This window comes from Thiofilum sp. (assembly GCF_016711335.1).
Lineage (GTDB): Bacteria > Pseudomonadota > Gammaproteobacteria > Thiotrichales > Thiotrichaceae > Thiofilum.
In genome coordinates this window covers 2,310,381-2,333,674 of record NZ_JADJTF010000001.1, presented here as the reverse complement: position 1 = coordinate 2,333,674, position 23,294 = coordinate 2,310,381, and the positions used below count along the sequence as shown (strand labels likewise).

Genomic DNA, 23,294 nt, shown 5'->3' with positions numbered 1-23,294 from the left:
TATTAGGGTTTAACTACCAAGTAACCTCGTGATTTTAAGAAGGAACCACTACCCCTTCACCAAGCGTGATAAGTTATAAGCCGCATCGGTATCTCCCTCTTGGGCGGCTTGTTTGAATAAATACTCGGCTGTTTTGCGATCTTTGCGCACCCCTCGCCCCGTCACATATAAAATACCTAAATTATTCTTGGCCTTAGTAAAGCCACCTTTAGCGGCTTGAGCATACCATTGCCCTGCTTGTTTATAATCCTGCTCTACACCACGTCCATCCTCATACATCAGTGCTAAATTATATTGTGCCTTTGGGTAGTTTTGCCGTGCTGCCCTGCGATACCAACGCGCCGCCTCACGATAGCTTTGACTAAAGCCGCCTGAACCTTCCTCGTATAAAGCGCCAATCAAAAACTGTGCATAACGATCCCCTGAATTGGCTAGCTCTAAAATATCATTGGGGTTCATACCATTCAGATTAATCCGCGCCCCGCCACTAGCCTCAGCTTGATCTTGTACTTGACGCTGAATCGCTGATGGAATGGGTGTATTAGGTGCAGCCAACATAGCCTCCATATCAGGTTCTGGTAACTGTACAGGCATAGGAGCCGCAGCGGGTGGATAATCAGGTGGAGTAGTGGGTTCAATATTAGGGCTATTTAAAGCTAACTCTACAGGCGAGGCTGAAGAAGGTGGGCGCTTATAAACTACTGCTTGAGCTTCTGGTGCTACAACTGATTGCAAAGCGACTTGAGCCTCTTTGAAGCCCCGTTGTGCTGCCTGTTTGAGCCAATAGCGCCCTTGATCTACATCCGCTCTTACCCCATCCCCATTGACATAAGTCACACCCAGCCAATATTGTGCTTCCACATGCCCCCGTTTAGCCGCTTCTGTTGCCCAATGCAAAGCACGTTTTATATCCGCACGACCCAGTGTACCTTGGTGATAATATTGGCTTAATAAATATTGAGCCTCAGGCTCACCCCCTTGAGCCGCTTGATTAAGCCAGTAAGTAGATTGCTTTAAGTCGCTTTTCACCCCTTGCCCTGTCTGATACATCAAAGCCAGATCATATTGAGCGCGTGGATGTCCTTGTTGTGCCGCTTTCAGCACATTATTAATCGCCGCGGTAGCAGGTGCTGGAGTGCTGACCATTTGGGGGGCGACGGTTTGGGGCTGCATCCAAGGGGGTGCAATTTCCTGCAAGCGCTCATTAGCCTCTACTACGGAGATCAATCCCCACCCCATGCTCGAACACAGTGCTAACGTAGTAATCCGTTTAAATGATGTCAATGACGCAATAGTTTTCATGCCAAGCCTCTAATTATTTTATTTATGCAACCAATAAGCTGCTTACAACGAGCTGAATAGTAATACCATATTGAGCTACTGCCTAACCAATGCTGAATCGAGGCTGAGTTAGTGCCTAAGCCTTATAAATCACAATGGCAGCAGCAAAAATCTACCGCCTAGTTTACAATCCGCCGCCTACTCACTGTGCTATTAACTTTAACCATGATGAATACACGCCGCTCACTAGACGCTCAAGCTATGGCAACCATGCTACTCCTTTGTATGATTTGGGGCGGGCAACAAATTAGTCTCAAACTCGCTGCACCCGATCTCACTCCTACTTTTCAAATTGGCTTGCGCTCCTTGTTAGCTGCGGTATTAGTGGGTTTAGTGATGTATGTTAGGCGCGAACGTTTTATTACCGCTGACACTTGGCGAGGCGGCGTATTAGCAGGGTTATTTTTTGGGTTAGAATTTGTTTTAGTGGGTGAAGCATTACGCTATACCACCGCCTCCCATACCGTCGTTTTCTTATACACCGCCCCTATTTTCGTCGCCTTTGCTTTGCATTGGACTCTGCCGAGCGAGCGTTTACATTTATTGCAATGGGCCGGCATTGGTTTGGCTTTTATTGGTCTAGCTCTAGCATTTTTGGGTAAAAACACGCCCACTGTGACTCAACTACCTCAACAACTCTGGGGGGATATACTCGCTTTAGGGGCTGGACTGAGTTGGGCGGCGACCACCGTCACCGTGCGCTGCTCGACACTCGCCCAAGCACCCGCCACACAGACGCTACAATATCAGCTCACTATCAGCGCTATCATGATCTTAGCCACTGCGGGGCTATTGGGACAATGGCACTTCAACCCTACTCCGGTAGCGCTCAGTAGCTTAGCTTTTCAAGTAGTAATTGTGTCCTTTTTTAGCTATTTAACTTGGTTCGCCTTACTTAAAAAATATGTTGCCGCACAATTGGGAGTATTTTCTTTTATGACTCCGCTGTTTGGCGTCTTAGCGGGTGTATTGATTTTGCATGAACCGCTGGAAATTAATTTTATTATGGGTGCTGCCTTAGTGCTGTTGGGTATTTTATTAGTAAGTGGTAAAAACTGGCTATTGGGTTTGTGGACACATCGGTAAAATAGGTAACAATTACATGACTGGCTTAAATCCTCAACAACGCGAAGCGGTAACGCATTTAGGCTCACCTTTACTGGTACTAGCCGGAGCTGGTAGTGGCAAAACGCGGGTTATTACCGAAAAAATTGCATGGCTCATTCGCCAAGCTAATTACGATCCTAAAAGTATTGCCGCGATTACCTTTACTAATAAAGCTGCACGCGAAATGCAAGAACGCGCTGGTAAATTACTACGCGCAGGTGAAGGTAAAGGCTTAACCATTTCCACCTTTCATACCTTAGGACTTTCGATTTTTAAATCAGAAGTAAAACGTCTAGGCTATAAAAATGGTTTTAGTATTTTAGATGCACAGGATAGCCAATCCGTATTAGTCGAATTAGCCGAAAAATTTGAAGCGGGTGATGTAGAGCGTATTCGTCATGCTATCTCACGCTGGAAAAATAATTTTATTAATCCAGAACAAGCTTTACAGCAAGCCATTAATGAAGATGAATTATTAGCCGCTAAACTTTATGAGCACTATCAGCGCCAAATTAAAGCCTATAATGCCGTTGATTTCGATGATTTAATCGTTTTACCAGTGCGCTTATTTCAGAAACATCCTGAAGTACTACAAAAATGGCAAAATAGACTGCGCTATTTATTAGTGGATGAATATCAAGATACTAATGCCTGCCAATATCAATTAGTTAAACAATTAGCGGGTATTCGCGGTGCATTTACGGCAGTGGGGGATGATGATCAATCGATTTATGCATGGCGCGGAGCACGTCCAGAAAATATTATTCAATTACAACGCGACTATCCAACACTACAAGTAATTAAACTAGAACAAAACTATCGCTCCACTAAGCGTATTTTAGAAAGTGCCAATAAACTCATTAGCAATAATCCACACCTATTTGAAAAACAGCTTTGGAGTACTTTGGGTGAAGGTGAGCCGATTTTAATTATGCCTTGTCGTACTGCTGATCATGAAGCACAAATGATCATAGGCGAAATGCTAAAGCGTCGTTTTAGAGATCGAATACCGTTTAAACACTTTGCTATTTTATATCGAAGCAATCATCAAAGTAGGCTATTTGAAAAGTATTTACGAGAAAATCAAATCCCATATAAATTAACGGGTGGTACTTCATTTTTTGAGCGTACTGAAGTAAAAGATACCCTAGCCTATTTGCGCCTACTGAGTAATCCCGATGATGACACAGCCTTTTTGCGCGTAATTAATACCCCGCGCCGCGAAATAGGTACGAGCACTTTAGAAAAGTTAGGTGAGTATGCGCATCAACGCCATGTAAGTTTATTTACCGCTGCTCAAGAAATGGGTTTTGCGGATCGGGTGGGAAATAAAACCTCAGAACGCTTAGATAATTTTACTGGCTGGGTAAATCAATTACGTCGTGATGCGGATAATACGCCCCCTCCTGAAATGGTGAAGCGTTTAATGGGCGAGTTGCGTTATGAGGATTGGTTACATGAAAGCAGCAATTCACCCAAAATTGCTGAAAAGCGTATGGAAAATGTGCATGAAGTCGTGCAATGGATGGACAAACTCTATGCCGATGGTGAGGGTAAAGAGTCGATTAGCGAAATGGTCGCTCATATGAGCTTAGTGGATTTATTAGAGCGCAATAGTGAGGAAGCCGAGCAAGATGCAGTGACTTTAATGACATTGCACGCTGCAAAAGGGCTAGAATTTCCTCAAGTGTTTTTAGTGGGTATGGAAGATGACACGCTACCGCATTTGAATAGCCAAGATGCGCAAGGTATTCAAGAGGAGCGGCGTTTAGCCTATGTAGGCATCACCCGCGCCCAGCAGCATTTAACCATTAGCTATGCCAAAACGCGCACTAAATACGGTGAAACAGAAACCTGTGATCCCAGCCGATTTTTAGATGAATTACCGACTGAACATATTGAATGGCAAGATAAGAAAGTCATTACCCCCGAACAAAGACAAGCTACAGCGAGTGCTTATGTAGCAAGCTTAAGCGCTTTATTAGGGGACTGAGCAAAGGCTTGGCGATCAAGCAAAGTTCTCAATACTTCTTACGTGGCGCAGTATATTGATTGAGCCAATACATCATCACTAGCACCACAAAGGCGAATATCACCATACCTAACGCTAAGGTATGCGCTTGCTCATATTCGAGCGCCTCAACATGATTATAAATTTGCATCGATACCACACGAGTACGGTCGGGAATATTACCCCCGATCATGAGTACCACCCCAAACTCACCCACCGTATGCGCAAACCCCAACACACAGGCGGTTAAAATCCCATGCCGCGACAAAGGCAACACAATCTGCCAAAAAGTGCGCTGCTTAGACGCGCCCAACGTAGCGGCTACCTCTAAATAATGACGATTCACCGTTTCAAACGCATTTTGTAAGGGCTGAATCACAAAAGGAGCGGAATAAATAACTGAGGCCACCACCATTCCCGCAAAGGTAAAAGGCAAAGTATTAAGCCCGATACTTTGCATCCATTGCCCTAAGGTACTTTGTGGACTCAGAAACACTAATAAATAAAAGCCCAATACCGTAGGCGGCAATACCAAGGGCAACGCCACCACTGAACCGATTAGCACTTTAAGACGCGAGCGCGTAGTCGCTAACCACCATGCAATCGGTGTACCCATCACTAATAAAATAACAGTGGTGACAAGGGCTAACTGTAAGGTCAGCCCAATAGCCGACCAATCCTCAGGACTTAGGAGCATCAGGCGTTGTAGTGCTAGGTGTTTCTGTAGCAGGTACTTTATAGCCAAAGGTTTCAATAATCGAAACGGCTTCATTGGACTTTAAAAAGTCCATTAAGGCTTTAGCAGCTTCATTGTTTTCGCCTTTGGTGAGTAATACCGCTTGCTGATTAATCGGAGCATATAGGTCGTCTGGCACTATCCACACTGAGCCTGTTTGTGAGGGTTCAGCGATAACTTGAGACAAAGCGACAAACCCTAATTCGGCATTACCTGTACTTACAAATTGCATGGTTTGACCAATATTCTCACCTTGAACGATTTTAGCTTTCACTTTATCGGTAAGCTTTAATTGATCCAGAACCTGCATAGCCGCAGTACCATAGGGGGCTAGTTTAGGATCAGCAATAGCGATATGTTTAAACGTATCACCTTCTAAAACCTTACCTTGATCATCGACGAATTTATCCTGTGCTGACCAGAGCGCTAATTTACCTTGGGCATAAATAAAGGCGGTATCCGCAATCGCTAACTTTTCCTCTACTAGAGGCGCTGCTTTTTTATCATCCGCTGATAAAAACACTTCAAACGGCGCACCATTTTTAATTTGGGTCACAAATGCCCCCGAAGCACCAAAGGATAATTTAGCATCGTGTCCGGTTTTGGTTTTAAACGCCTCAGCAATCTTTTCCATCGGCTTAGTAAAATTAGAGGCAACTGCGACTTGTACCTCAGCCGCCTGCACTGCACTCAAACCTAGCGTAAGTGCCAATAAAGCATAGGATAATACTTTCATTAATTAATTCCTTTTCAGTAGGTTACGTTATTCCCAAATTTATATAGCGCAGAGCAAAAATTTTTTACCAGTCTAACTGTTGTGAACGCTGCTCTAAAAACTGCTCAAAATCTTGTTTAACCGCGTAATAAAGACTAATCGCTCGCTCACCGGTGGCGGTTAATATAGCGCCACCCCCACCTTTACCTCCGGTCACACTTTCCACCAAAGGCGCGGTACTATGACTATTCATAGTATTGACTAATTGCCATGCTTGACGATACGACATATTCATCACCCGTGCCGCCGCACTGATCGAACCATAAGTACGAATATGCTCCAATAGCACCACACGCCCCTGACCTAGAAAGGTTCCGGTAGGGCTTTCAATCCAAAAACGACCGCGTAAAAAATAAGGACTCTGTTTCATAAAGCGTTATGTAGCATTAAACATAGCGCTCACACAAGTACTCTATCCCTAAAAATGACTCTATTACTTTGCTACTATAGTGAGATCACTGTGTATGAGTACTAATCTTATGCTGCCTCTATCGATTCGCACTACTACCTTTAAGGACGCTGACGCCTTCCAGTCTCTACTTGTAAAGGTCTAAGGTTTGTTATATTTTTAAGCTTTTCACCCCCCTGAAGAACTTTATTATGCCCCAAGAAACTTGCAATTGGTCTTATACAATTACTAGCGATGCCTCCTGTGAGTTGCTAAAAATTACTTCGTTTTCTGTTTCAACTACTCGTATTAATCCAGGACAAACGATTGAGTGCAGACTGCAAGGTAGTCTCTTAAGATCGCTGGAAGAAGGTGCTTATGCAGATGTCATAGTAAAACTTGGCTCGGTTAGTATTTGGAAGAAAACCTATGATCTAAATGAAGTTTTGGGCAAAATTGGCAAGCCACTACCTCAACCAGAAGGTGATTTTGATCTTGTCTGGCAGATGGATCTTCCAAAAGAAATACCACTGACAAAATTTATTATCAATTTATCGGCTTTTACCTTTGATGAAGATGAGTTAGCTTCTGCGAAGCTCACTGTAGATATGAATAAAAAGTATTGACCGTTAAAAACATGCTGCCTCTATCAATTCGCACCGCCACTCTTAAAGATGCTACCGCTATTTCCTTATTATTGGCTCAACTAGGCTATCAAACCCCTGCGGATAAACTTAAACCGCTATTAAACCCCGCTCATGATCCCGCTATTTATGTTGCCATATTAGATAATAAAGTGGTTGGGGTCATGAGCTTAATTTACTTTGATTACTTACCTAGTGCAGAACGCTACTGTCGTATTATGACCTTAGTCGTGGATCAAGCACTGCGCGGGTGGGGGATAGGTAAAGCATTAATGGCACAGGCACAACAAAAGGCTCTAGAGCAACATTGTCAAGTATTGGAACTCACCACTGGTCTGCAACGTGCTGATGCACAGGCTTTTTATGAACATTTAGGGTTTGAACGGGTTTCCTATAAGTATATTCAACGCCTGCCAAAAGCTACCTAATGTCAAGGTGCGATTCAGCTAAGCAAAGCTACATTGTGTGTTATTTTTGCCACATCCATAAAGGGCTAATGCTGAATCATGACTACACTCACTCAAGCTCAAAACGAAGCACTTGTTAAACTCATGCTCGCTGCACGCTATCAAGATAAACGTCTATCACTCGCCGAAGAAGAAGCGTTTAAAAAGCTGCTCAATACTCTGAAATGGGACTCAATGAAAGAAATCGGTTTATTCGCTATGCGCGAAACCGCCTCAGTCCGTAAAGCTATTGAAAGCGAGACCACCTTTGATACCTTTATTACCACTCAATGTGCATTTTTTAAAGGTACTGATTTAAAAGACTCCTGTATCAAAATGCTTGAAGCGGTCGTCAAAGCCGATGGCGAAGATAGCCGTGAAAATGTATTCCTACAAAAGGTGAATGCAGCGCTCGCTTAATGCCCATACTGGCTGATTAGTGATAAGGATAGCTTTACATATTTTTACAGGGTATTTTTTAGTATCTATTCCGATATTCTTATTTTCAGAATATCACTCCTATCTTGAACTCATAATGCTATCCTTGCACTAACTTATCTAGAGAGGCATTGCTTAATGGAAGCCCTACGCAGCATTCAAACCGTAGCTAATGGAGAAATCCATCTCCAACTACCTAAACAGTTTTGGGGGCAAGAAGTAGAAATTATTGTACTCACAGCTCCCCAAAAAATTATGCCAACTATTGTTCATAAGAAAAGTTTACGAGGTAGCTTAAAACGCTATGCTAATCCTGCCTTAATCGCACAAGAACAAGATGCATGGCAAACCAGCGTAGATTATAAACTAGGTAAACACATACAACGTACATGACACATCCTTTATCCCCCTATTCTTATTACTTAATCATTGATTTAGAAGCCACTTGTTGCGATCAAAATACTGTGCCGCGCAAAGCGATGGAAACCATTGAGATCGGTGCAGTGATGGTTGACGCCTCCTCTTTACAAATAGTCGCTGAGTTTAATACCTTTATTAAGCCTATGCGCCACCCGATTCTCACACCGTTTTGCACCACCTTAACCACGATTGAGCAAACCGATGTGGATAGCGCCCCCACCTATCCTGAAGCGATTCAAACCTTGCAGCACTGGTTGCAACCTTATGAAAATATAGTATTTTGTTCTTGGGGTGATTACGACTATAACCAATTAAGACAAGATAGTGAGTATCATCAGTTACCCTTTCCCATAGACGCACCGCATGTAAATATTAAAAAGCTCTTTTCCACCACTCAGCAATTACCTAAAGCGTATGGGATGAATTATGCGCTAAGGTTAGCGCGACTAACGCTACAAGGCACTCATCATCGCGGTATTGATGATGCGCGTAATATGGCGAGATTACTGCCTTGGATTTTAGGACAACAAACTCTTTAACGTCTAAATCAAGTTATCTGCTACACTTCGCCCCATTTTTGCCTGCTTTAGCCCCTGAAGGATTTAAGATGAATGATTTTCCACCCTGCCCTCAATGCCACTCGACCTATACTTACGAGGATAACAATCAATACATTTGCCCTGAATGTGGACACGAATGGTCAAAAGACGCACCGGTTGAAACCAGTGACGCAGCGTTGCAAGTGATTGATGCAAATGGTAATCCCCTACAAGATGGCGATAGCGTGACCGTGATTAAAAATCTCAAAGTCAAAGGCTCGTCTTTAGTAGTGAAAGTGGGTACTAAAGTAAAAAATATTCGTTTAGTCGAAGGCGATCATAATATTGATTGCAAGATTGAAGGCATCGGCGCAATGCAATTAAAATCAGAGTTTGTGAAGAAAGCGTAGAGACGACACTATGAAACCTTTAGCAGTAATCAGTGGCGGTATGTTGCTAATGAGCTTGAGCTTAACTATTCAAGCGGAGCCTATTACGGCTAATAATTGGTTTAATCATCCTGATATTGTCACCATACGTGGCATTTTTAATAGTATTCAAAATGCTAAACAGGCGGGACAACTTAATAAAAAAAGTCGGATTTTTGAATACTGTCAACCTCACGCTGACGGTGAGCGCCATTTATATAGCAACTCACAAGGCATAGCACAGTTATATACTTTTGCTGGTGGCTCAGATGATTCGGTGGTACAGACTGATTTATATTATGACATCAAAAGCCGTCTACGCTTTGCCTTTGTGCGAGCGAGTGCAGTGAATAATACTACCTATGAATACCGTATTTATTTTTCCAGTCGCGGTAAAAAGATTTGGGAAGAACGCAAACAACTCAGTGGTGAGGGTTATACCTTTCCAGAACATTGGCCTCTCAATCAATTACCGCAAAAACCTGTCAAAGCCTTTAATGCGGAGCATCCCTGTTTAGAACAATCTTAGAGCAATCCTAAGCGCTACCACTGCAACCAAAAGGGACGCCCGCTTTGCTTTAAAAAAGGCTCTGCTGCTGCGTCATGTAATAGCGCTAAAGTGCTTAACATGCCCGCCTCGGTGCAATTAGGAGCAGCTACTGTGACTGAGCGCGGTGCACCCGTTACAGGCCAGCCCGTGCGTGCATCTAGTATATGGCTATAACGCTGTCCCCCCACTTCGACAAAACGAAAACTATCACCACTGGTAGCCATTCCGCCTTGCAAGAGCGGTACAGTTTGCCCTACTTTCCCCACTTGCTGACTATCTTCAATCCCAATCTGCCACGCCTCGCCATTAGCACGTCGACCATCAGTAGCAATATCTCCCCCCAGATTGATTAAACAATGGTCTAAACCTAACTCACCCGCTAAATGAGCACAGCGATCTGCGGCGTACTCTTTCCCTACCCCACCTAAATCAAGCTGCATACCCCTTTGTAACTTAATATGCTCGGTAGTTAATTTGACCTTATCCCAGCCAACAAAAGGCAATAGCTCATTAATTTGCTCTTGAGTGGGGATAGAGTTTTGTCCCTTAAAGCGCCACACACGACGCAATACGCCACTGGTAGCATCAAAACGCCCCGCGCTTAATTGCCATAATAGTTGAGCTACAAACAGGAGTTGATAGGTTTCAGTATCAATAGCCGTCACTTGACCTGCATTTTGATTAATATGGCTTAATACCGAATCAGATTGATAACGTGAATATTTATGCTCAATGCGCCACACCTCTTGAGCGAGGTGCATTAGGTTTTGATAAGCCTGCTCATAGGGCAGAGCTTGCTCTAGTAAAATCATACAAGGGCTAGCCATTGCCTGAAAATAGCCAGCCCAACCGTGCTCAGTTGCTTGTAGCTGCAAAGTCACCTTTAAAACTTCACACCTAGCGATACCATGACCGCCTCAAACCCCGGATTCGCATTCAAACCTGCTTGTCCTGCTGTCAAGGCAACAGCTTTAGGCTTTTGTTTATAGTACTCACCTGTGATGCGCCACTCTTTGTTTTTGCTGCCTTTCCAGCGGTAGGTGGCTCCCACCGTATAAGCATTAAACTCAGCCAAGCGATAATCGGCTGAGGCATAGTGCGGTAATGCTTCCGTAGTTAAGAGTTGTGGCTTATAAAAATCAGCCGCTTTCTGATGATAAAAGCGCACGCTTGGCTCAATACTGCGCTCATTGCCTAAATCAAAGCGCACTGCTTGTTCAGCCGTGAATGAATCCGTACCCCAATCGTTTTGCTGTAAGCGTACACTACTGGTGAGTGTGGTTTTATCATTCGCTTTATATTTGAGCGCTGCGTAAACAGTATGACCTTTGCGCGTATCAGGGCGAGCCTCATAGCGGTTCTCGTTCACTACACCCGCTGGGGTGGTAATACTGATATATTTATACGGATCATTGAGATAACCAGAGGCTTGGCTATAGCTGTAATTAAGCTGGGCAATCGCTCGTTTAGACAAAACTTGAGTCACCCCTAGCATCACTTCAGCATTCTTTTTTGTCCCATCGCCCGCGCGCGCACTACCTGCTAGCGTTAAAGGAACCGGTTTACCCTCAATAGCCTGTACTTGATCATAACCTAAGGCCACTCCAGCACTGAGCGTTGTGTTTTTATTATTAACATTACGACTTAGGGTACTGTTTACTCCCGTGTGTAAATAGTCATACTCTTTGGAAAAAGTCACACCGCTATTATGCCGCCACTGCTCATTAATGCCTTTATCCCATTGCAATGCACCGGATACCCGTACATCTTTAAAACTATCATCGAGGGGAAGTTGTCCGGCGGGAATTTGAATGGTTTTACCCGAAGGGCTGGTCATGGTTTGGGCGTTATAACTCGGTGCAACCCCTAAAGGCGAAGCTCCGGTTAAAGCATCTACCCCAGCGGTAACGGTGAATTTATCATCTTCATCAGCTCCACGTTTGCCTTGGTATTTAATACTACCTGCCTGCACGCGCTCATCGGATTCACCGTAATATAATAAGGCTGCATCATGCTCCCATTGGGCGGCTTGCACGCTCGATGTGCCTACTAAACTAGCGGCGGCGAGTGCTAATGATTGCCAAGTGCTTAATTGCATCCACAGCCTCCTCCGGCAATAGAGCGTCCACCACTGGTCGCCTCTTTAGAAAAATACACATGATCCGCAATACTGTCCTTGAGCGCATCATGTCCAAACGTCATTGCAGGTTCGGCTAATACACCACGCTCCCACGGTTTGACCGCAGGGTTAGCACATGCAGTAAGACTACAAACTAGCAACACAGGCAAACCAATTCGTATTAGCATAGGGCTTAACACTCATCCATAAGAGGCTTTCAAAACACTATGCCAAGTATATCACAATCCACCTCCAGTGGAGTGCTAGCAAGCATCGATTGTCGCAGTGAGGAGGCCTTTTTAGCTGGTCATAAAGCGGGGGCTATTTCTATTCCAGCGCCTGAGTTATTTGCACGTATGCATGAATTACCCATGCGTTCGGAGCCTTTAGCATTATGGGTTGATGCTAGTACTCAAGCACAAGCTCAGGCTTTTTTAACGGATAAAGGTTATCGCATTATTCAAACTATGCTTTGGACTGAAACACTAGCACAACAATTAGCGCTTAATAACCAACTCGAAACAGGAGCCGCTCGCACTTATTTATGGCAGCCAGCCCCTTTAATTGAGCATTTTGTTAAAGACATTATGCCGCGCTATCAGATTCAAGCAGGTCAAGGTTTAGATATAGGTTGTGGGGCAGGACGCGATTTAGTGTATTTAGCTAAACATGGTTGGCAAATGACGGGGATTGATCATTTAAGCGGTGCATTACAGCGTACTCAAGATTTAGCTGTACATAATCAAGTAACCGTTACTACCTTACAAATAGATTTAGAAACGGCTGATAATCCATTAGCTAACTTACCTGCTCACTCGTTTGATTTAATTTATGGTGTGCGCTATTTGCATCGTCCTTTATTTCCAGCGATGCAGAAATTACTCCAGTCTAAAGGTGTTTTCTTATATCAAACCTTTATGGAAGGTTGTGAATTATTAGGTGGACCACGTAACCCTAAATTTTTATTAAAGCAAGGTGAATTAGCTAGCCTATTTCACCCTGCTACTATTCTTGTAGATGACATTATTTATCTGAATGATGGTCGACCTATGAGTGCTTTTATCGCTTTAATGCCTGATTCAGTGCAGCCTCATATTCCATCACTTTGGTTAATCTAAAACCTTGGTGCATATAAACCTTTTTACCATTACGGTCAAAGATAATGGTACTGGGCATGCCCGGAATATTGTAATAACTAGGATATTCACCTTTAGGATCATAAATAATCGGGAATTTAGCTGGAATCTGGGCTAGAAAGCGTTTTGCGTCCGCAGAATTTTCATCCACATTTACTCCAATTACTACTAAGCCTTGAGCGGATTTTTCCCGTACCATTTTATTAAGCCAAGGAAACGAGTTTTTACAGGGTGGACACCAAGAAGCCCAAAAATCTACCATCACCACCTTACCTTTATACGGCCTAAGATCAAGGGGCTTACCTGCTGCTTGAGCACTGCCTAATGTCACCAGCAGTAACAAAGGCATGAAATTGAATAATTTGAACAGTCGCATCTTTAAATTCCTGAGTCACTTAGCATAAGTTCAATCTCACCATAAAATCCGCCTGAGTCAAGTACTCAAACATTAATGCGCATTACGAACTCTTGCTATTTCATTATTAATCTATGACTGAGACAAATAAGAGACCTAAGCTCAAACTTCAATATATCTTACAAAATCAATAATTTATTTTGCTCACAAAATATACAGTAGCAGCGCTACTGCTTAATAATTTGCTAATAAGCTCAAGCTTATCTATGAGGTATGTGAAATTTTTCACAAAAATAAACGTAATAAAATAGCGTATTTAGATCGCCAAATAGGGAGCGTCCTCTTGACGCCTCCCTATTTTTCAAAACACTCAATAGCCATTCTTAACTAAGACATCCTACTTAATTTGTGCCAAATGGGTAGCAAAGGGTTGTGGCTTAATAAACCCAATCTGTTGCCATTCACGATGCTCTTTACCATTGCTATCAAAAAATAAAATAGCAGGAGGCCCCATTAACTTAAAATGCTTTAAAAAAGCCTTATCATCCGCTGTATTCTTAGTCACATCGATCTGTAATAAAACAAAATTAGCTAATTGCGCCTGTACACTGGGATCGGTAAAAGTATATTTTTCCATTTCTTTACACGAAATACACCAGTCTGCATAAAAGTCTAATAATACTGGTTTACCTTTAGCACTCGCTAGTGCTTGATTAAACTGCTCTAAATTAGTGACGCGTTGAAAGCTTACTTCATTATGCTGAGCTTGAGCTAAAGTTAATTGGCGTAAGGGATTGACTATATCATTACTACCTAAAGCACCGCCGATGAGAATCAAAGTTCCTTGCATTAATAAAGCTATGGCCAGCCCTTTCCAAAGTTTTGCCCAATTAGAAACCACATTAGCTAAAGGTGTTACTGCTCCCATATAAACCGCAGTAATAATAAATAATAAGCCCCAAAGAAGCATATATACGGTTGCGGGTAATACACGCTCTAATAAATATAAAGCGACTGCTAATAGCAATACACCAAAAATAGCTTTAACCGCATCCATCCATGCACCGGCTCTGGGTAGCCATTTACCTGCCGACGTACCGATTAATAGTAGGGGAATGCCCATACCTATACTGAGCGAGAATAAAGCCAATCCCCCTAATAAGGCATTACCCGTTTGACTAATATACATTAAAGCACCTGCTAAGGGTGCGGCGACACAAGGCCCTACAATTAAAGCAGAGAGTATACCCATAATCGCCACCCCGATTAGAGTACCGCCTTGCTGTTGATTGCTAAGCTGATTAATTTTAGTTTGCCAACTATTAGGAATTTGTAAATCATAGAAACCAAACATGGAAAGGGCTAATAATACAAACACTAAAGCAAAGGCACTGACTACCCACGGATTCTGAAAAGTTGCTTGTAAATTACCGCCAAACAACCCTGCTAACAACCCGACTACTGTATAGGTACTCGCCATGGCTAATACATAAGTTAGCGAAAGTAAAAAGGCTTTATGCGTGGTTAGATTTTTTTGCCCCGCAATAATACCCGACAAAATCGGAATCATAGGAAATACGCAAGGGGTGAAGCTAAGTAATAAACCAAACCCTAAAAAGCTCAGCATAATCCACGGAATTTTGCCATCAGCTAATAGATTCGCAATCCGATTGGTTTCAGATAGCATGGGAGTAGCTAAGGTATTGGTACTATCTGTAGCACTTGGCGTGGTACTTGCAGAGGCACGCGTAGGTTCAGCATTAGGGTCAGGCAAAGTGGTTTCATTAAATACTAAATCATTCGCATCCATCGTTTGACCGGCTTGTAATGCAGGTGCTGTCGCTAAATAACCTTTACGCTCCGGCGGATAACACACCCCTAATTTTTCAAAACAGCCCTGCCACATTACCTCTAATAAAAAACTGGCGGCCTGATTATCAACACGATTGAGGGGCAGATTAATCTCTACTTGATTATACAGAGCTTGTACTGTACCAAACGCTGGGTCTTGCTTAACTTTACCTTCTGGTATAGCCAGTTCACCGGCACTAAATCCTTTAGCCTCTAAAAGATTAAGCTGAAATTTTTCTCGATATAAATAATATTCAGGTGCAATGTCCCAGCCTACAATAATTTTCTTACCATCATAAATTGGTGGTTTAATTTTAAAGGCTTGATCAACATCTAAAACCTCATCACCTACGGTATTACTGCTAAATAAACCATTAGAAAATAAATTATTCGCCGCTAAATTAGTCCCTACGATACACAATAGGGTAAATAATATCAGGCGTAGGGTGGTTAACATGCGTAACTCCATTAGTTAATGAGAGAATGAGTTAAATTAGCCTTTCACTGTTAAAAAATCATTGGCGGTGTTTTAAAACCTTTTTTAACAACACGGATTGTCGCCTCCTTGTCACTGATGATTAAGCACCTATGCTACACTTAAACTCTACTGATAATAAAAAATAGGGATTCAATGCTATGGCGCTATCACAGGCTGAGCAAGCTTTGCTTTATGTCATTCCCACCTCCGAATCTAAGGCGCGGGAATGGGTACAACTCTTACCCCTTACCGATATAGGTGAAACGACTAAGCGCTTATATAATGGATTAGTTGACCTGAACCATCGGGTCTTACCCTCCCTAACGCGGATTAAATTGAGTGAAATACTTCGCCCTGTGGTGGATTTAGCGCTTAATAATCTACAACGCCATTTAACTTATCGCACCTTTCCCTTACCTAAAAAGGGACAACGCATTTTTGAACTCAACCAAGCATTACTACTGGAGTTTGCAGGCTCCTATCAACTAGCTGCATTGGATATGTTGACGCGAGATGATATATCTAAAAAGGGTTTACAGATCGCTATCTATCGCGCCTTAGATTACATGGGGCTGGTGCTATTGAGTAGCTATGCAGTCTATGTGCGTACTCGTGACACACTCTGGCATGATATTCACCAGCTCTATTTGGTGGCTAGCGAGCAAGGGATTGATCACACCACTTTCTCTGCGGGACACCCTAGCGCACGCACTATTGCTGCCCGTTATATGCAAATGAATGCACTAGCATTAGCACGACCCTATAGTCTACGCCAAGATGAAATTTTTAAAGTGGTACGCTATTTAGAATCTGATGCGGTACGTATGACACTGAGTCAAGACCCGCCCCGTGAGGCTAAAGACTATGTGCATACGATAGTGCTCAATACCGATGAACCCGCCGTTATTATGCCTTTAAGCGATCTGCCCCATTCTCCGACGGTGAGAGTATTAGATCTGACTCAATTAATTAAAGAATTAGAAGGCATTATGGCACTGAGTCAAGGCAGCCCTGCTAGTGTGATTGTCAAAGAAGGGCTAAGCCGTAATCTAGCCCAACGTCTGATTCAACACTACACCACCGTATGCAATCGTAGTTTTAATCGTTTTCCTAAAAACGAACCCATTACCATGGTCACACGCCTACCCGAAATATTGAGTGTGTTATCACGTAGTACTCCAGAGCACTCCCAAGAAACCCGCAATGATGAGGATCTATTATTTGGCTCAACCCTAAAAACTCGTCCTATTGGGCAAGTGATCAAATATGAGGCTGAAGTCAATGTGCAATACTGGCAGGTCATGAATAGCAGTGTGAGTGGTTATGGCTTACAGTGGCCACACGGAGAGCTATCTGGTGCACGCGTAGGTGAATTAATTGGTCTACGTGATCCTAGTCAAGAGCGCAATCCTTGGATTATTGGGGCGATTAAATGGATGGAGCAAAGCCGTGAACGCGGATTGTGTTGTGGGGTTGAAGTATTATCCTCAAAAGTGATGCCTATGACTATTTTACGCGTGCTCAATCGTCCTCTTACTCAACAATTGCCTATCGAAGGTTTAATGCTACCTAGTATTGAGGGAGTGCGTCCTGATCCTATTTTTATTCTGCCCGCCTATATTTTCCAACCTGCTGATGAAGTCGTGGTGCGCTTTTCAGGACGGGAAGAACGGGTACGCTTAACCTTACTGGATGAAACCTTAGGTGCATTTGCTCACTTTAGATTTGAGACATTAGAAACCACTCTCAAAAGCAACTTAGAAACCGAAGAATTTAGCTCACTATGGGATGATTTATAGCCCCAACACTTTATCTTATAGTCAAAAGCGATAATCGGAAAAAATCCCTTGTTTCCTGAATTCTGTCTAAGCCCTTGGTATTGTCCGCTTTATGAAGCGGCATACCATGATTTGTTTAATGATTGCGGTCGGGGAGCTGCCTACTGAGCTTTTGGAGCGTGTACTGGTTGAGACGGGTGTTCCTGTTGAATTCATTATTGCTAATAATCGTGAGGTACTGATTAAGGCACTCGCCCGTGCCCCGCAATTAGTCTTTTACGCAGCCGATCAACATAAATCTCGTGGCAAACTACTCGCTAATACCCTAACGCACTATTCTTCGGATAGTTGCTTAATTCGGGTCACTCCAAACAAGTGGCATAAACCGATGCGAACCCGTCAAGGCATTGACGTGTTCACTATTGCGACCGATCCACAGACCATACTCCATCATCAGATTGAGTTTGTGCTGCATTACGCGCAATTAAAACAAAACTTTCGCCATGCTAAGCATTTATTGTCTTTAGCCGAATTACGTAGTCAGTGGCTGGTAGAAAATGCGCAACAAGCCTTTGCCTATATTGCTCATAATCAACATGTGTATGCTAATGCTGCCTATTTAGAGTTAATGAATATCGCCTCCCTACAAGAGGCGGAAGCTACACAATTATCCAGCCTTGTGCCCGTTGCTGATCAAGGCTTAGTAATGCCGTTAAGTGAACAGGCGGAATATTTAGCGATGCCTTCGCAACGCACTATTGCGTCTTTGCGCCCTATCGGTAAGCCAGCCATGCGTTGTGAGATACGCTTTACCCCAGCCGTCTATCACGGACAACGTTGCGCCCAATTACAAGTGACCCCTATCGCTCAACCTCTACTGCTGGAAGATGAGCCTGTGAGTAACGCTAATCCGTGGCAAAAACAAAACCTAGCCCTCGCACTCCTGCAAGAGGAACCGAAAAAGTCACTTTTACGCTTACAACTCCATGAAACCCTCAGTTTACAAACCCAAACCTTACCGAGCTTATACATTGCAGATAATCTAGCCACGACCCGCCAAGGACGCGCAGTACCACGTAGCGAACTACTAGCGTATTTAGCGGAACCGCGTAAACGTATTGAATTAGATCACTGGAATTTACAGCAAGTTATTCAACGCTTACCCACGTTAAATCAAAAACAGCCCTTATCTAGCGCACCGCAAGTGTTACTAGAAATCGGTTCTTGGTTTTGGCGTAGTGCTAAGTTGCGTAATCAATTACTGCATCAATTAAGTGCTAGTCAGTGGTCATCACAGCTATTACTAGCATTACGTTATTCTGAATTAACTCACTATGCCGATACGGTGCAAATGGCAGCTCCGCTATTAAAAGCCAGTGGTCTGCGCTTTGCACTGGTAGAGGTTAATTTTGACAGTGTGCGTTTAACCGACTACTTCTCATTATTTAAGGTCGTATTAGTGCTTTTAGAGGCAGATATTGGCGCTAGAATAGCTATTGAACGCGCACTACCTAATGAACTTAATCATTTATTATTGGCATTAAAAACGCACTCAGTACCCTTACTGGTAGATGGCATTAGCGATATTGCATCGATGAATTTATTTTCGGGCACTGAGGTCAATTATTTGTATGGGCCTATATTGGAAAGGCTGACTTTATAGGCTTAAAGCGACTATTCTAAGTGAGTAGACCCAAGCACTTTACTTAGAACCCAGATACTAAGGATAGTAATTATGGCAGCAAGTATTTATGTCATAACTAATGCAAGGACTGACACCAGCACGCGCGAGTTGATTAAATTACTCGACTCCCCGTTACGTGATCAATATTCACCGCTAGTCGTGTGCTTTGCCCCCCTACACTACGAACTAAAACAACAATTTGAGCAGATTGGTGTGCCTGTTTGTATTATAGAGCGTAATCAACCCCGCAAAGCACGTATTGTACTTCAAGCCTTAATCCACTATTGGCGCACACAACCGCCCGCAGTAATTCATGGTTGGGATTATGCTGGTAATATTTTGGCAACCTTATTGTGGCGCTTGAGCGGGAGACAAGCGCATTTAATGTGGGCACTCTATCATCATCAAACTTCTCAACTATCCGGTTGGTCAGCTAAATTAATGTTGAAACTAGGACAATGGCTTTCCAATCAACCGCATCGTATTTTATTTAAAAATATTGAAAGCCTAAATCACCACCAAGCACTCGGATATCGAGTACGCTATGCCAAAGTATTGACGAAATACCCGCTAGATTTACCCGAACTCTATCCCCAGCATCACGATACCCAACGCCAAGTACTACTTAAACGCCTGCATCTACCCGACAATACCTTTTTAATTGGCTGTGTGGCACGTTTTGAGACGAGTTTTGATTATCAAACCTTATTACAAGCCGCTACTTTAGCCAGTTTACATTACCCTAATATGCGTTGGATTTGGGCAGGAACAGGTTTGGATTATGATAATAAGCTGCTTTATCAACAAATTAAAAGCTATGGTCTAGAGCAACATGTGTTTTTATTAGGGGCACAATCCGATAGTGAGCTGAACGATTTAGTCGCTGCTTTGGATTTAGCCACCCTAGCCAGTCGTTTAGACTATTTACCCTCTTTTTTAATCAAAGCGATGGCTTATGCCGTTCCAGTGGTTGCTACTGAGGTTAAAGCCTTAAATCCGTTAGTGAATGCGACAGGTACTCTTGTTCCTCATGCTCAGCCACAATGTTTTTCTGCGGCATGGGGCGAGTATTATCAAATGAGTCATACCGCCCGCCGAGCTTGTGGACTACGCGCTCGCCAACAAGTATTAGAGCGTTATACATTGCAATCGATAGTGGATAGTTATCAGGTGCTATTTAGTCGACTAACAACCGGCTAAGCTTGAGGATAAAGCCATTCAATAAATGGGGGACTGAGTATTTCCTTAACTTTAGACTCGATCACTCTCGGAATTTGAGCATCGGTACTTTAAGCTGCCAAAAAATCGCCGCTAGCCGTAATAAAAACACTACTGCCATCCCCATTAAAATAGCTGTGACTTCTGGCAGTACGACACGCAATAAGGTGTACACCATCGCCCCACTAATGGCAGCAATAGCATAGACCTCTCCGCGCATAACAAACGGGGTGGTCGGTGTGAGTATATCGCGGATCATTCCGCCTGCAATTCCGGTCACTACTCCCATGGCGACCGCTGCTGGTTCGGGTAAACCGTATTGCAGCGCTTTCTGCGCCCCTAAAACTGCAAACAAAGCTAATCCCGCTGCATCCGCAACATCTAACAAACGCGCACGAATCCCGCGTCCCGTTGGAATAAAATTTATTAATATAATGGCTAGTAAAGTGGTTGCTAAAATAATCCATAAATAACTCAGGTCGGTTAGCCAAAATACCGGAGTCGCACCAATCATCATATCCCGCAAAGTGCCTCCCCCTAGTGCACATACCAAGGCTAAAACCAGTGCTCCAAAGAAATCCATCTGGTGACGCGCTGCCTGAGAAACACCGCTGATGGCCAACGTCACCGTGGCAATCACATTCAAAACCTGAATAAATAAATCAAAGTGCATGACTAACCTGTTTACTATTGATCGATGGTTCACAACTCCACAATGATACTAACCGGAACTGAGGTAGCACAAACCCCTTAAACCTGCTACTTTATCTGACCGATTTCAGGACAGCTCAAGCCAGACTCATATGACCAGAAAAATCCTCATTACTAGCGCCCTGCCTTATGCCAATGGTCCGATTCATTTGGGGCATATGGTGGAATACATTCAAACGGACATCTGGGCACGTTTTCAACGCATGCGTGGCAATACTTGCTACTACGTGTGTGCGGACGATGCGCATGGTACGCCGATTATGTTACGCGCTAAGTCTGAGGGTATTGAGCCACAACAACTGATTGAGCGTATGGCAATTGAACATCAGCGCGATTTTGCGGGCTTTAATATTAGCTTTGATAACTACTACAGCACGCATTCATCTGAAAATCAGTATTTTGCCGAATACATTTATAAAAAAGCTAAAGCTAAAGGGCATATTACCCAGCGCACTATTCGCCAAGCTTATGATGCGACGGCTCATATGTTTTTGCCGGATCGCTTTATTAAAGGTGAATGTCCGCGTTGTGGAGCACCCGATCAATACGGTGATAATTGTGAAGTTTGTGGTGCAACTTATTCACCAACAGATTTAAAAAATCCGATTTCTACCGTTTCAGGTACTAAACCGATTGAAAAAGAAACCGAGCATTATTTCTTTAAGCTCGGTGATTTTGAGCAGTTTCTCAAAGACTTTTTAAATAGTGGTGCGGTACAAAAAGAAATAGCCAATAAACAAATGGAATGGTTTGAGTCGGATCAGGGTTTAAGTGATTGGGATGTATCACGCGACGCGCCCTATTGGGGTTTTAAAATCCCTGATACCGAGGATAAATATTTTTATGTGTGGCTTGATGCACCGATTGGTTATTTAGCGAGCTTCAAAAACTTCTGCGCAAAGCAAGGTATTAATTTTGATGACTATTGGGCTAAAGACTCTAATGCTGAGGTCTATCATTTTATTGGCAAAGATATAGCCTATTTCCATACGCTATTTTGGCCAGCCTTATTAGATAGTGGTGATTTCCGTATCCCTACTGGAGTGAATTGTCACGGCTTTCTCACTGTTAATGGTGAGAAAATGTCTAAATCACGCGGCACATTTATTCAAGCTGAAAGTTATTTAAAGCATTTACCACCTGACGCTCTACGCTACTATTTTGCAAGTAAATTGAGTAATGGGATTGATGATATTGATCTTAATTTAGAAGATTTTACTCAACGCGTAAATAGCGACTTAGTAAATAAATTTGTCAACTTAGCTTCACGTAGCGCGGGCTTTGTGAATAAATCAGCTAATCATCAATTAGCAGCTCAATTACACGATGCCACATTATATCAAGAGTTTGTCGAGGCTGGTACTGAGATAGCCGAAAGCTTTGAAAAGCGCCGTTATAATCAAGCTATTCGTGACATTATGGCGTTGGCGGATAAAGCCAATCAGTATATTGATGCGCAAAAACCTTGGGTCTTAGCTAAAGATCCTAGTACTCGTGAACAAGCACATGCGGTTTATAGTCAGGGCGTGCAATTATTTAGAGTATTGGTAGCGTATTTAAAACCGGTATTGCCTAATTTAACTCAAGAGGCGGAAGCGTTTTTAAATGCAGGCGCATTGACTTGGGATAGTATTAAAACACCACTACTGAATCATACGGTATTAACCTTTAAACCCTTAATGACTCGAATTGAGCCAGACAAAATTACCGCGATGCTGGAAGATAATAAAAAAGCACTTCCCGCTCCAGCACCTGTTAAAACAGCTCCACCGAGTCATTTAAGTGTTGATCCGATTAGCCCCACTATTCAAATCGATGATTTTGGCAAATTGGATTTACGGGTAGCGAAAATTATTAAAGCGGCTCCGGTTGAAGGAGCGGATAAATTAGTACAATTGACTCTCGATTTAGGCGATGAGACCCGTAATGTTTTTGCAGGCATTAAATCGGCTTACGATCCCAAAGATTTAGAAGGTCGTCTCACCGTCATGGTTGCCAATCTAGCACCACGCAAAATGCGTTTTGGTGTCTCAGAGGGCATGGTATTAGCTGCCTCCGCTGCGCAAGCAGGGAGTGGTATTTTCATTCTGACTCCTGATCAAGGAGCAGAGCCGGGTATGCGGGTAAAATAATAAGGACGC

The 23,294-nt window shown here is 43.1% G+C and carries 23 protein-coding genes and 1 pseudogene; 14 read left to right on the top strand and 10 right to left on the bottom strand.

Annotation, left to right across the window (positions count from 1 at the left end; translation table 11 throughout):
- Positions 1–48 precede the first annotated feature (48 nt).
- Positions 49–1,302 (bottom strand): tetratricopeptide repeat protein, encoded by a 1,254-nt coding sequence (locus IPL34_RS11045; protein WP_296841509.1) that lies wholly within the window; start codon positions 1,300–1,302, stop codon positions 49–51.
- Between the two features lie 204 nt (positions 1,303–1,506).
- Here IPL34_RS11045 and IPL34_RS11040 point away from each other — a divergent pair, with 204 nt between their 5' ends.
- A complete protein-coding gene (locus IPL34_RS11040) occupies positions 1,507–2,427 on the top strand; it encodes a DMT family transporter (RefSeq protein WP_296841508.1) in 921 nt (306 codons plus the stop codon).
- 16 nt (positions 2,428–2,443) lie between these two features.
- The gene (gene rep / locus IPL34_RS11035) at positions 2,444–4,441 is read left to right on the top strand and encodes a DNA helicase Rep (RefSeq protein WP_296841507.1); all 1,998 of its coding nucleotides are present in this window, start codon (positions 2,444–2,446) and stop codon (positions 4,439–4,441) included.
- A gap of 28 nt (positions 4,442–4,469) precedes the next feature.
- Here rep and modB read toward each other — a convergent pair whose 3' ends face one another.
- The 3 genes from modB to IPL34_RS11020 form a co-directional block, all read right to left on the bottom strand.
- Positions 4,470–5,156, bottom strand: coding sequence for a molybdate ABC transporter permease subunit (modB, locus tag IPL34_RS11030; RefSeq protein WP_296841506.1), 687 nt, complete (start codon positions 5,154–5,156; stop codon positions 4,470–4,472).
- Positions 5,140–5,931: a molybdate ABC transporter substrate-binding protein gene (gene modA, locus IPL34_RS11025; RefSeq protein ID WP_296841505.1), complete on the bottom strand. Its 792-nt coding sequence runs from the start codon at positions 5,929–5,931 to the stop codon at positions 5,140–5,142. Before modA ends, modB begins: the two co-directional genes overlap by 17 nt.
- A 64-nt stretch (positions 5,932–5,995) precedes the next feature.
- The gene (locus tag IPL34_RS11020) at positions 5,996–6,340 is read right to left on the bottom strand and encodes a LysR family transcriptional regulator (RefSeq protein ID WP_296841504.1); all 345 of its coding nucleotides are present in this window, start codon (positions 6,338–6,340) and stop codon (positions 5,996–5,998) included.
- Between the two features lie 230 nt (positions 6,341–6,570).
- Between IPL34_RS11020 and IPL34_RS11015 the strand changes: the two genes are divergently transcribed.
- The 7 genes from IPL34_RS11015 (at position 6,571) to IPL34_RS10985 (ending at position 9,802) form a co-directional block, all read left to right on the top strand.
- The gene (locus tag IPL34_RS11015) at positions 6,571–6,984 is read left to right on the top strand and encodes an ML domain-containing protein (protein ID WP_296841503.1); all 414 of its coding nucleotides are present in this window, start codon (positions 6,571–6,573) and stop codon (positions 6,982–6,984) included.
- An 11-nt stretch (positions 6,985–6,995) separates the two neighbouring features.
- Complete coding sequence (locus tag IPL34_RS11010; RefSeq protein ID WP_296841502.1) at positions 6,996–7,430, top strand: GNAT family N-acetyltransferase; 435 nt, start codon at positions 6,996–6,998, stop codon at positions 7,428–7,430.
- A 78-nt stretch (positions 7,431–7,508) separates the two neighbouring features.
- The gene (locus IPL34_RS11005; RefSeq protein ID WP_296841501.1) at positions 7,509–7,868 is read left to right on the top strand and encodes a hypothetical protein; all 360 of its coding nucleotides are present in this window, start codon (positions 7,509–7,511) and stop codon (positions 7,866–7,868) included.
- A 156-nt stretch (positions 7,869–8,024) separates the two neighbouring features.
- Positions 8,025–8,279 carry a hypothetical protein gene (locus IPL34_RS11000; protein ID WP_296841500.1) on the top strand — a complete coding sequence of 85 codons (255 nt, stop codon included), beginning with the start codon at positions 8,025–8,027 and terminating at the stop codon, positions 8,277–8,279.
- Entirely contained in the window at positions 8,276–8,845 is a 570-nt protein-coding gene (locus tag IPL34_RS10995) for a 3'-5' exonuclease (protein WP_296841499.1), read from the top strand. Before IPL34_RS11000 ends, IPL34_RS10995 begins: the two co-directional genes overlap by 4 nt.
- A 68-nt stretch (positions 8,846–8,913) precedes the next feature.
- Entirely contained in the window at positions 8,914–9,255 is a 342-nt protein-coding gene (locus tag IPL34_RS10990; protein WP_296841498.1) for a zinc ribbon domain-containing protein YjdM, read from the top strand.
- 10 nt (positions 9,256–9,265) lie between these two features.
- Entirely contained in the window at positions 9,266–9,802 is a 537-nt protein-coding gene (locus IPL34_RS10985; protein WP_296841497.1) for a hypothetical protein, read from the top strand.
- A 14-nt stretch (positions 9,803–9,816) separates the two neighbouring features.
- Here the strand turns inward: IPL34_RS10985 and IPL34_RS10980 are convergent, their stop codons facing one another.
- The 3 genes from IPL34_RS10980 to IPL34_RS10970 are packed head-to-tail and all read right to left on the bottom strand — an operon-like array spanning position 9,817 to position 12,130.
- Entirely contained in the window at positions 9,817–10,704 is an 888-nt protein-coding gene (locus IPL34_RS10980) for an FAD:protein FMN transferase (RefSeq protein WP_296841496.1), read from the bottom strand.
- A 2-nt stretch (positions 10,705–10,706) separates the two neighbouring features.
- The gene (locus IPL34_RS10975; protein ID WP_296841495.1) at positions 10,707–11,921 is read right to left on the bottom strand and encodes a DUF3570 domain-containing protein; all 1,215 of its coding nucleotides are present in this window, start codon (positions 11,919–11,921) and stop codon (positions 10,707–10,709) included.
- Positions 11,912–12,130 (bottom strand): DUF4266 domain-containing protein, encoded by a 219-nt coding sequence (locus IPL34_RS10970; protein ID WP_296841494.1) that lies wholly within the window; start codon positions 12,128–12,130, stop codon positions 11,912–11,914. The genes IPL34_RS10975 and IPL34_RS10970 overlap by 10 nt, the downstream gene beginning before the upstream one ends.
- A gap of 39 nt (positions 12,131–12,169) precedes the next feature.
- Between IPL34_RS10970 and IPL34_RS10965 the strand changes: the two genes are divergently transcribed.
- Positions 12,170–13,060 (top strand): methyltransferase domain-containing protein, encoded by an 891-nt coding sequence (locus IPL34_RS10965; RefSeq protein ID WP_296841493.1) that lies wholly within the window; start codon positions 12,170–12,172, stop codon positions 13,058–13,060.
- Here the strand turns inward: IPL34_RS10965 and IPL34_RS10960 are convergent.
- Both IPL34_RS10960 and dsbD read right to left on the bottom strand, forming a co-directional pair.
- On the bottom strand, positions 13,002–13,454 hold the full coding sequence (locus IPL34_RS10960) for a TlpA disulfide reductase family protein (protein ID WP_296841492.1): 453 nt from the start codon (positions 13,452–13,454) through the stop codon (positions 13,002–13,004). The genes IPL34_RS10965 and IPL34_RS10960 overlap by 59 nt on opposite strands.
- A 376-nt stretch (positions 13,455–13,830) precedes the next feature.
- The gene (gene dsbD, locus IPL34_RS10955) at positions 13,831–15,741 is read right to left on the bottom strand and encodes a protein-disulfide reductase DsbD (protein ID WP_296841491.1); all 1,911 of its coding nucleotides are present in this window, start codon (positions 15,739–15,741) and stop codon (positions 13,831–13,833) included.
- A gap of 179 nt (positions 15,742–15,920) precedes the next feature.
- Here dsbD and IPL34_RS10950 point away from each other — a divergent pair, with 179 nt between their 5' ends.
- The 3 genes from IPL34_RS10950 to IPL34_RS10940 all read left to right on the top strand — a co-directional run bounded on the left by IPL34_RS10950 (position 15,921) and on the right by IPL34_RS10940 (position 20,424).
- Positions 15,921–17,561, top strand: a complete 1,641-nt coding sequence (locus tag IPL34_RS10950) for a hypothetical protein (RefSeq protein ID WP_296841490.1) — start codon at positions 15,921–15,923, stop codon at positions 17,559–17,561.
- A gap of 106 nt (positions 17,562–17,667) precedes the next feature.
- Positions 17,668–19,203, top strand: coding sequence for a hypothetical protein (locus IPL34_RS10945; RefSeq protein ID WP_296841489.1), 1,536 nt, complete (start codon positions 17,668–17,670; stop codon positions 19,201–19,203).
- A gap of 72 nt (positions 19,204–19,275) precedes the next feature.
- Positions 19,276–20,424: a glycosyltransferase gene (locus tag IPL34_RS10940; protein ID WP_296841488.1), complete on the top strand. Its 1,149-nt coding sequence runs from the start codon at positions 19,276–19,278 to the stop codon at positions 20,422–20,424.
- A gap of 61 nt (positions 20,425–20,485) precedes the next feature.
- Here the strand turns inward: IPL34_RS10940 and IPL34_RS10935 are convergent, their stop codons facing one another.
- Positions 20,486–21,115, bottom strand: a complete 630-nt coding sequence (locus IPL34_RS10935; RefSeq protein ID WP_296841487.1) for a trimeric intracellular cation channel family protein — start codon at positions 21,113–21,115, stop codon at positions 20,486–20,488.
- A 109-nt stretch (positions 21,116–21,224) separates the two neighbouring features.
- Between IPL34_RS10935 and metG the strand changes: the two are divergent.
- A pseudogene (metG, locus tag IPL34_RS10930) lies at positions 21,225–23,285 on the top strand (methionine--tRNA ligase); the annotation flags it as partial.
- Positions 23,286–23,294: the final 9 nt, after the last annotated feature.

Coding starts and splice junctions, on each gene's coding strand:
- IPL34_RS11045 (WP_296841509.1), bottom strand. CDS start 1,302: ATGAAAACTATTGCGTCATTGACATCATTTAAACGGATTACTACGTTA.
- IPL34_RS11040 (WP_296841508.1), top strand. CDS start 1,507: ATGATGAATACACGCCGCTCACTAGACGCTCAAGCTATGGCAACCATG.
- rep (WP_296841507.1), top strand. CDS start 2,444: ATGACTGGCTTAAATCCTCAACAACGCGAAGCGGTAACGCATTTAGGC.
- modB (WP_296841506.1), bottom strand. CDS start 5,156: ATGCTCCTAAGTCCTGAGGATTGGTCGGCTATTGGGCTGACCTTACAG.
- modA (WP_296841505.1), bottom strand. CDS start 5,931: ATGAAAGTATTATCCTATGCTTTATTGGCACTTACGCTAGGTTTGAGT.
- IPL34_RS11020 (WP_296841504.1), bottom strand. CDS start 6,340: ATGAAACAGAGTCCTTATTTTTTACGCGGTCGTTTTTGGATTGAAAGC.
- IPL34_RS11015 (WP_296841503.1), top strand. CDS start 6,571: ATGCCCCAAGAAACTTGCAATTGGTCTTATACAATTACTAGCGATGCC.
- IPL34_RS11010 (WP_296841502.1), top strand. CDS start 6,996: ATGCTGCCTCTATCAATTCGCACCGCCACTCTTAAAGATGCTACCGCT.
- IPL34_RS11005 (WP_296841501.1), top strand. CDS start 7,509: ATGACTACACTCACTCAAGCTCAAAACGAAGCACTTGTTAAACTCATG.
- IPL34_RS11000 (WP_296841500.1), top strand. CDS start 8,025: ATGGAAGCCCTACGCAGCATTCAAACCGTAGCTAATGGAGAAATCCAT.
- IPL34_RS10995 (WP_296841499.1), top strand. CDS start 8,276: ATGACACATCCTTTATCCCCCTATTCTTATTACTTAATCATTGATTTA.
- IPL34_RS10990 (WP_296841498.1), top strand. CDS start 8,914: ATGAATGATTTTCCACCCTGCCCTCAATGCCACTCGACCTATACTTAC.
- IPL34_RS10985 (WP_296841497.1), top strand. CDS start 9,266: ATGAAACCTTTAGCAGTAATCAGTGGCGGTATGTTGCTAATGAGCTTG.
- IPL34_RS10975 (WP_296841495.1), bottom strand. CDS start 11,921: ATGCAATTAAGCACTTGGCAATCATTAGCACTCGCCGCCGCTAGTTTA.
- IPL34_RS10970 (WP_296841494.1), bottom strand. CDS start 12,130: ATGCTAATACGAATTGGTTTGCCTGTGTTGCTAGTTTGTAGTCTTACT.
- IPL34_RS10965 (WP_296841493.1), top strand. CDS start 12,170: ATGCCAAGTATATCACAATCCACCTCCAGTGGAGTGCTAGCAAGCATC.
- IPL34_RS10960 (WP_296841492.1), bottom strand. CDS start 13,454: ATGCGACTGTTCAAATTATTCAATTTCATGCCTTTGTTACTGCTGGTG.
- dsbD (WP_296841491.1), bottom strand. CDS start 15,741: ATGTTAACCACCCTACGCCTGATATTATTTACCCTATTGTGTATCGTA.
- IPL34_RS10950 (WP_296841490.1), top strand. CDS start 15,921: ATGGCGCTATCACAGGCTGAGCAAGCTTTGCTTTATGTCATTCCCACC.
- IPL34_RS10945 (WP_296841489.1), top strand. CDS start 17,668: ATGATTTGTTTAATGATTGCGGTCGGGGAGCTGCCTACTGAGCTTTTG.
- IPL34_RS10940 (WP_296841488.1), top strand. CDS start 19,276: ATGGCAGCAAGTATTTATGTCATAACTAATGCAAGGACTGACACCAGC.
- IPL34_RS10935 (WP_296841487.1), bottom strand. CDS start 21,115: ATGCACTTTGATTTATTTATTCAGGTTTTGAATGTGATTGCCACGGTG.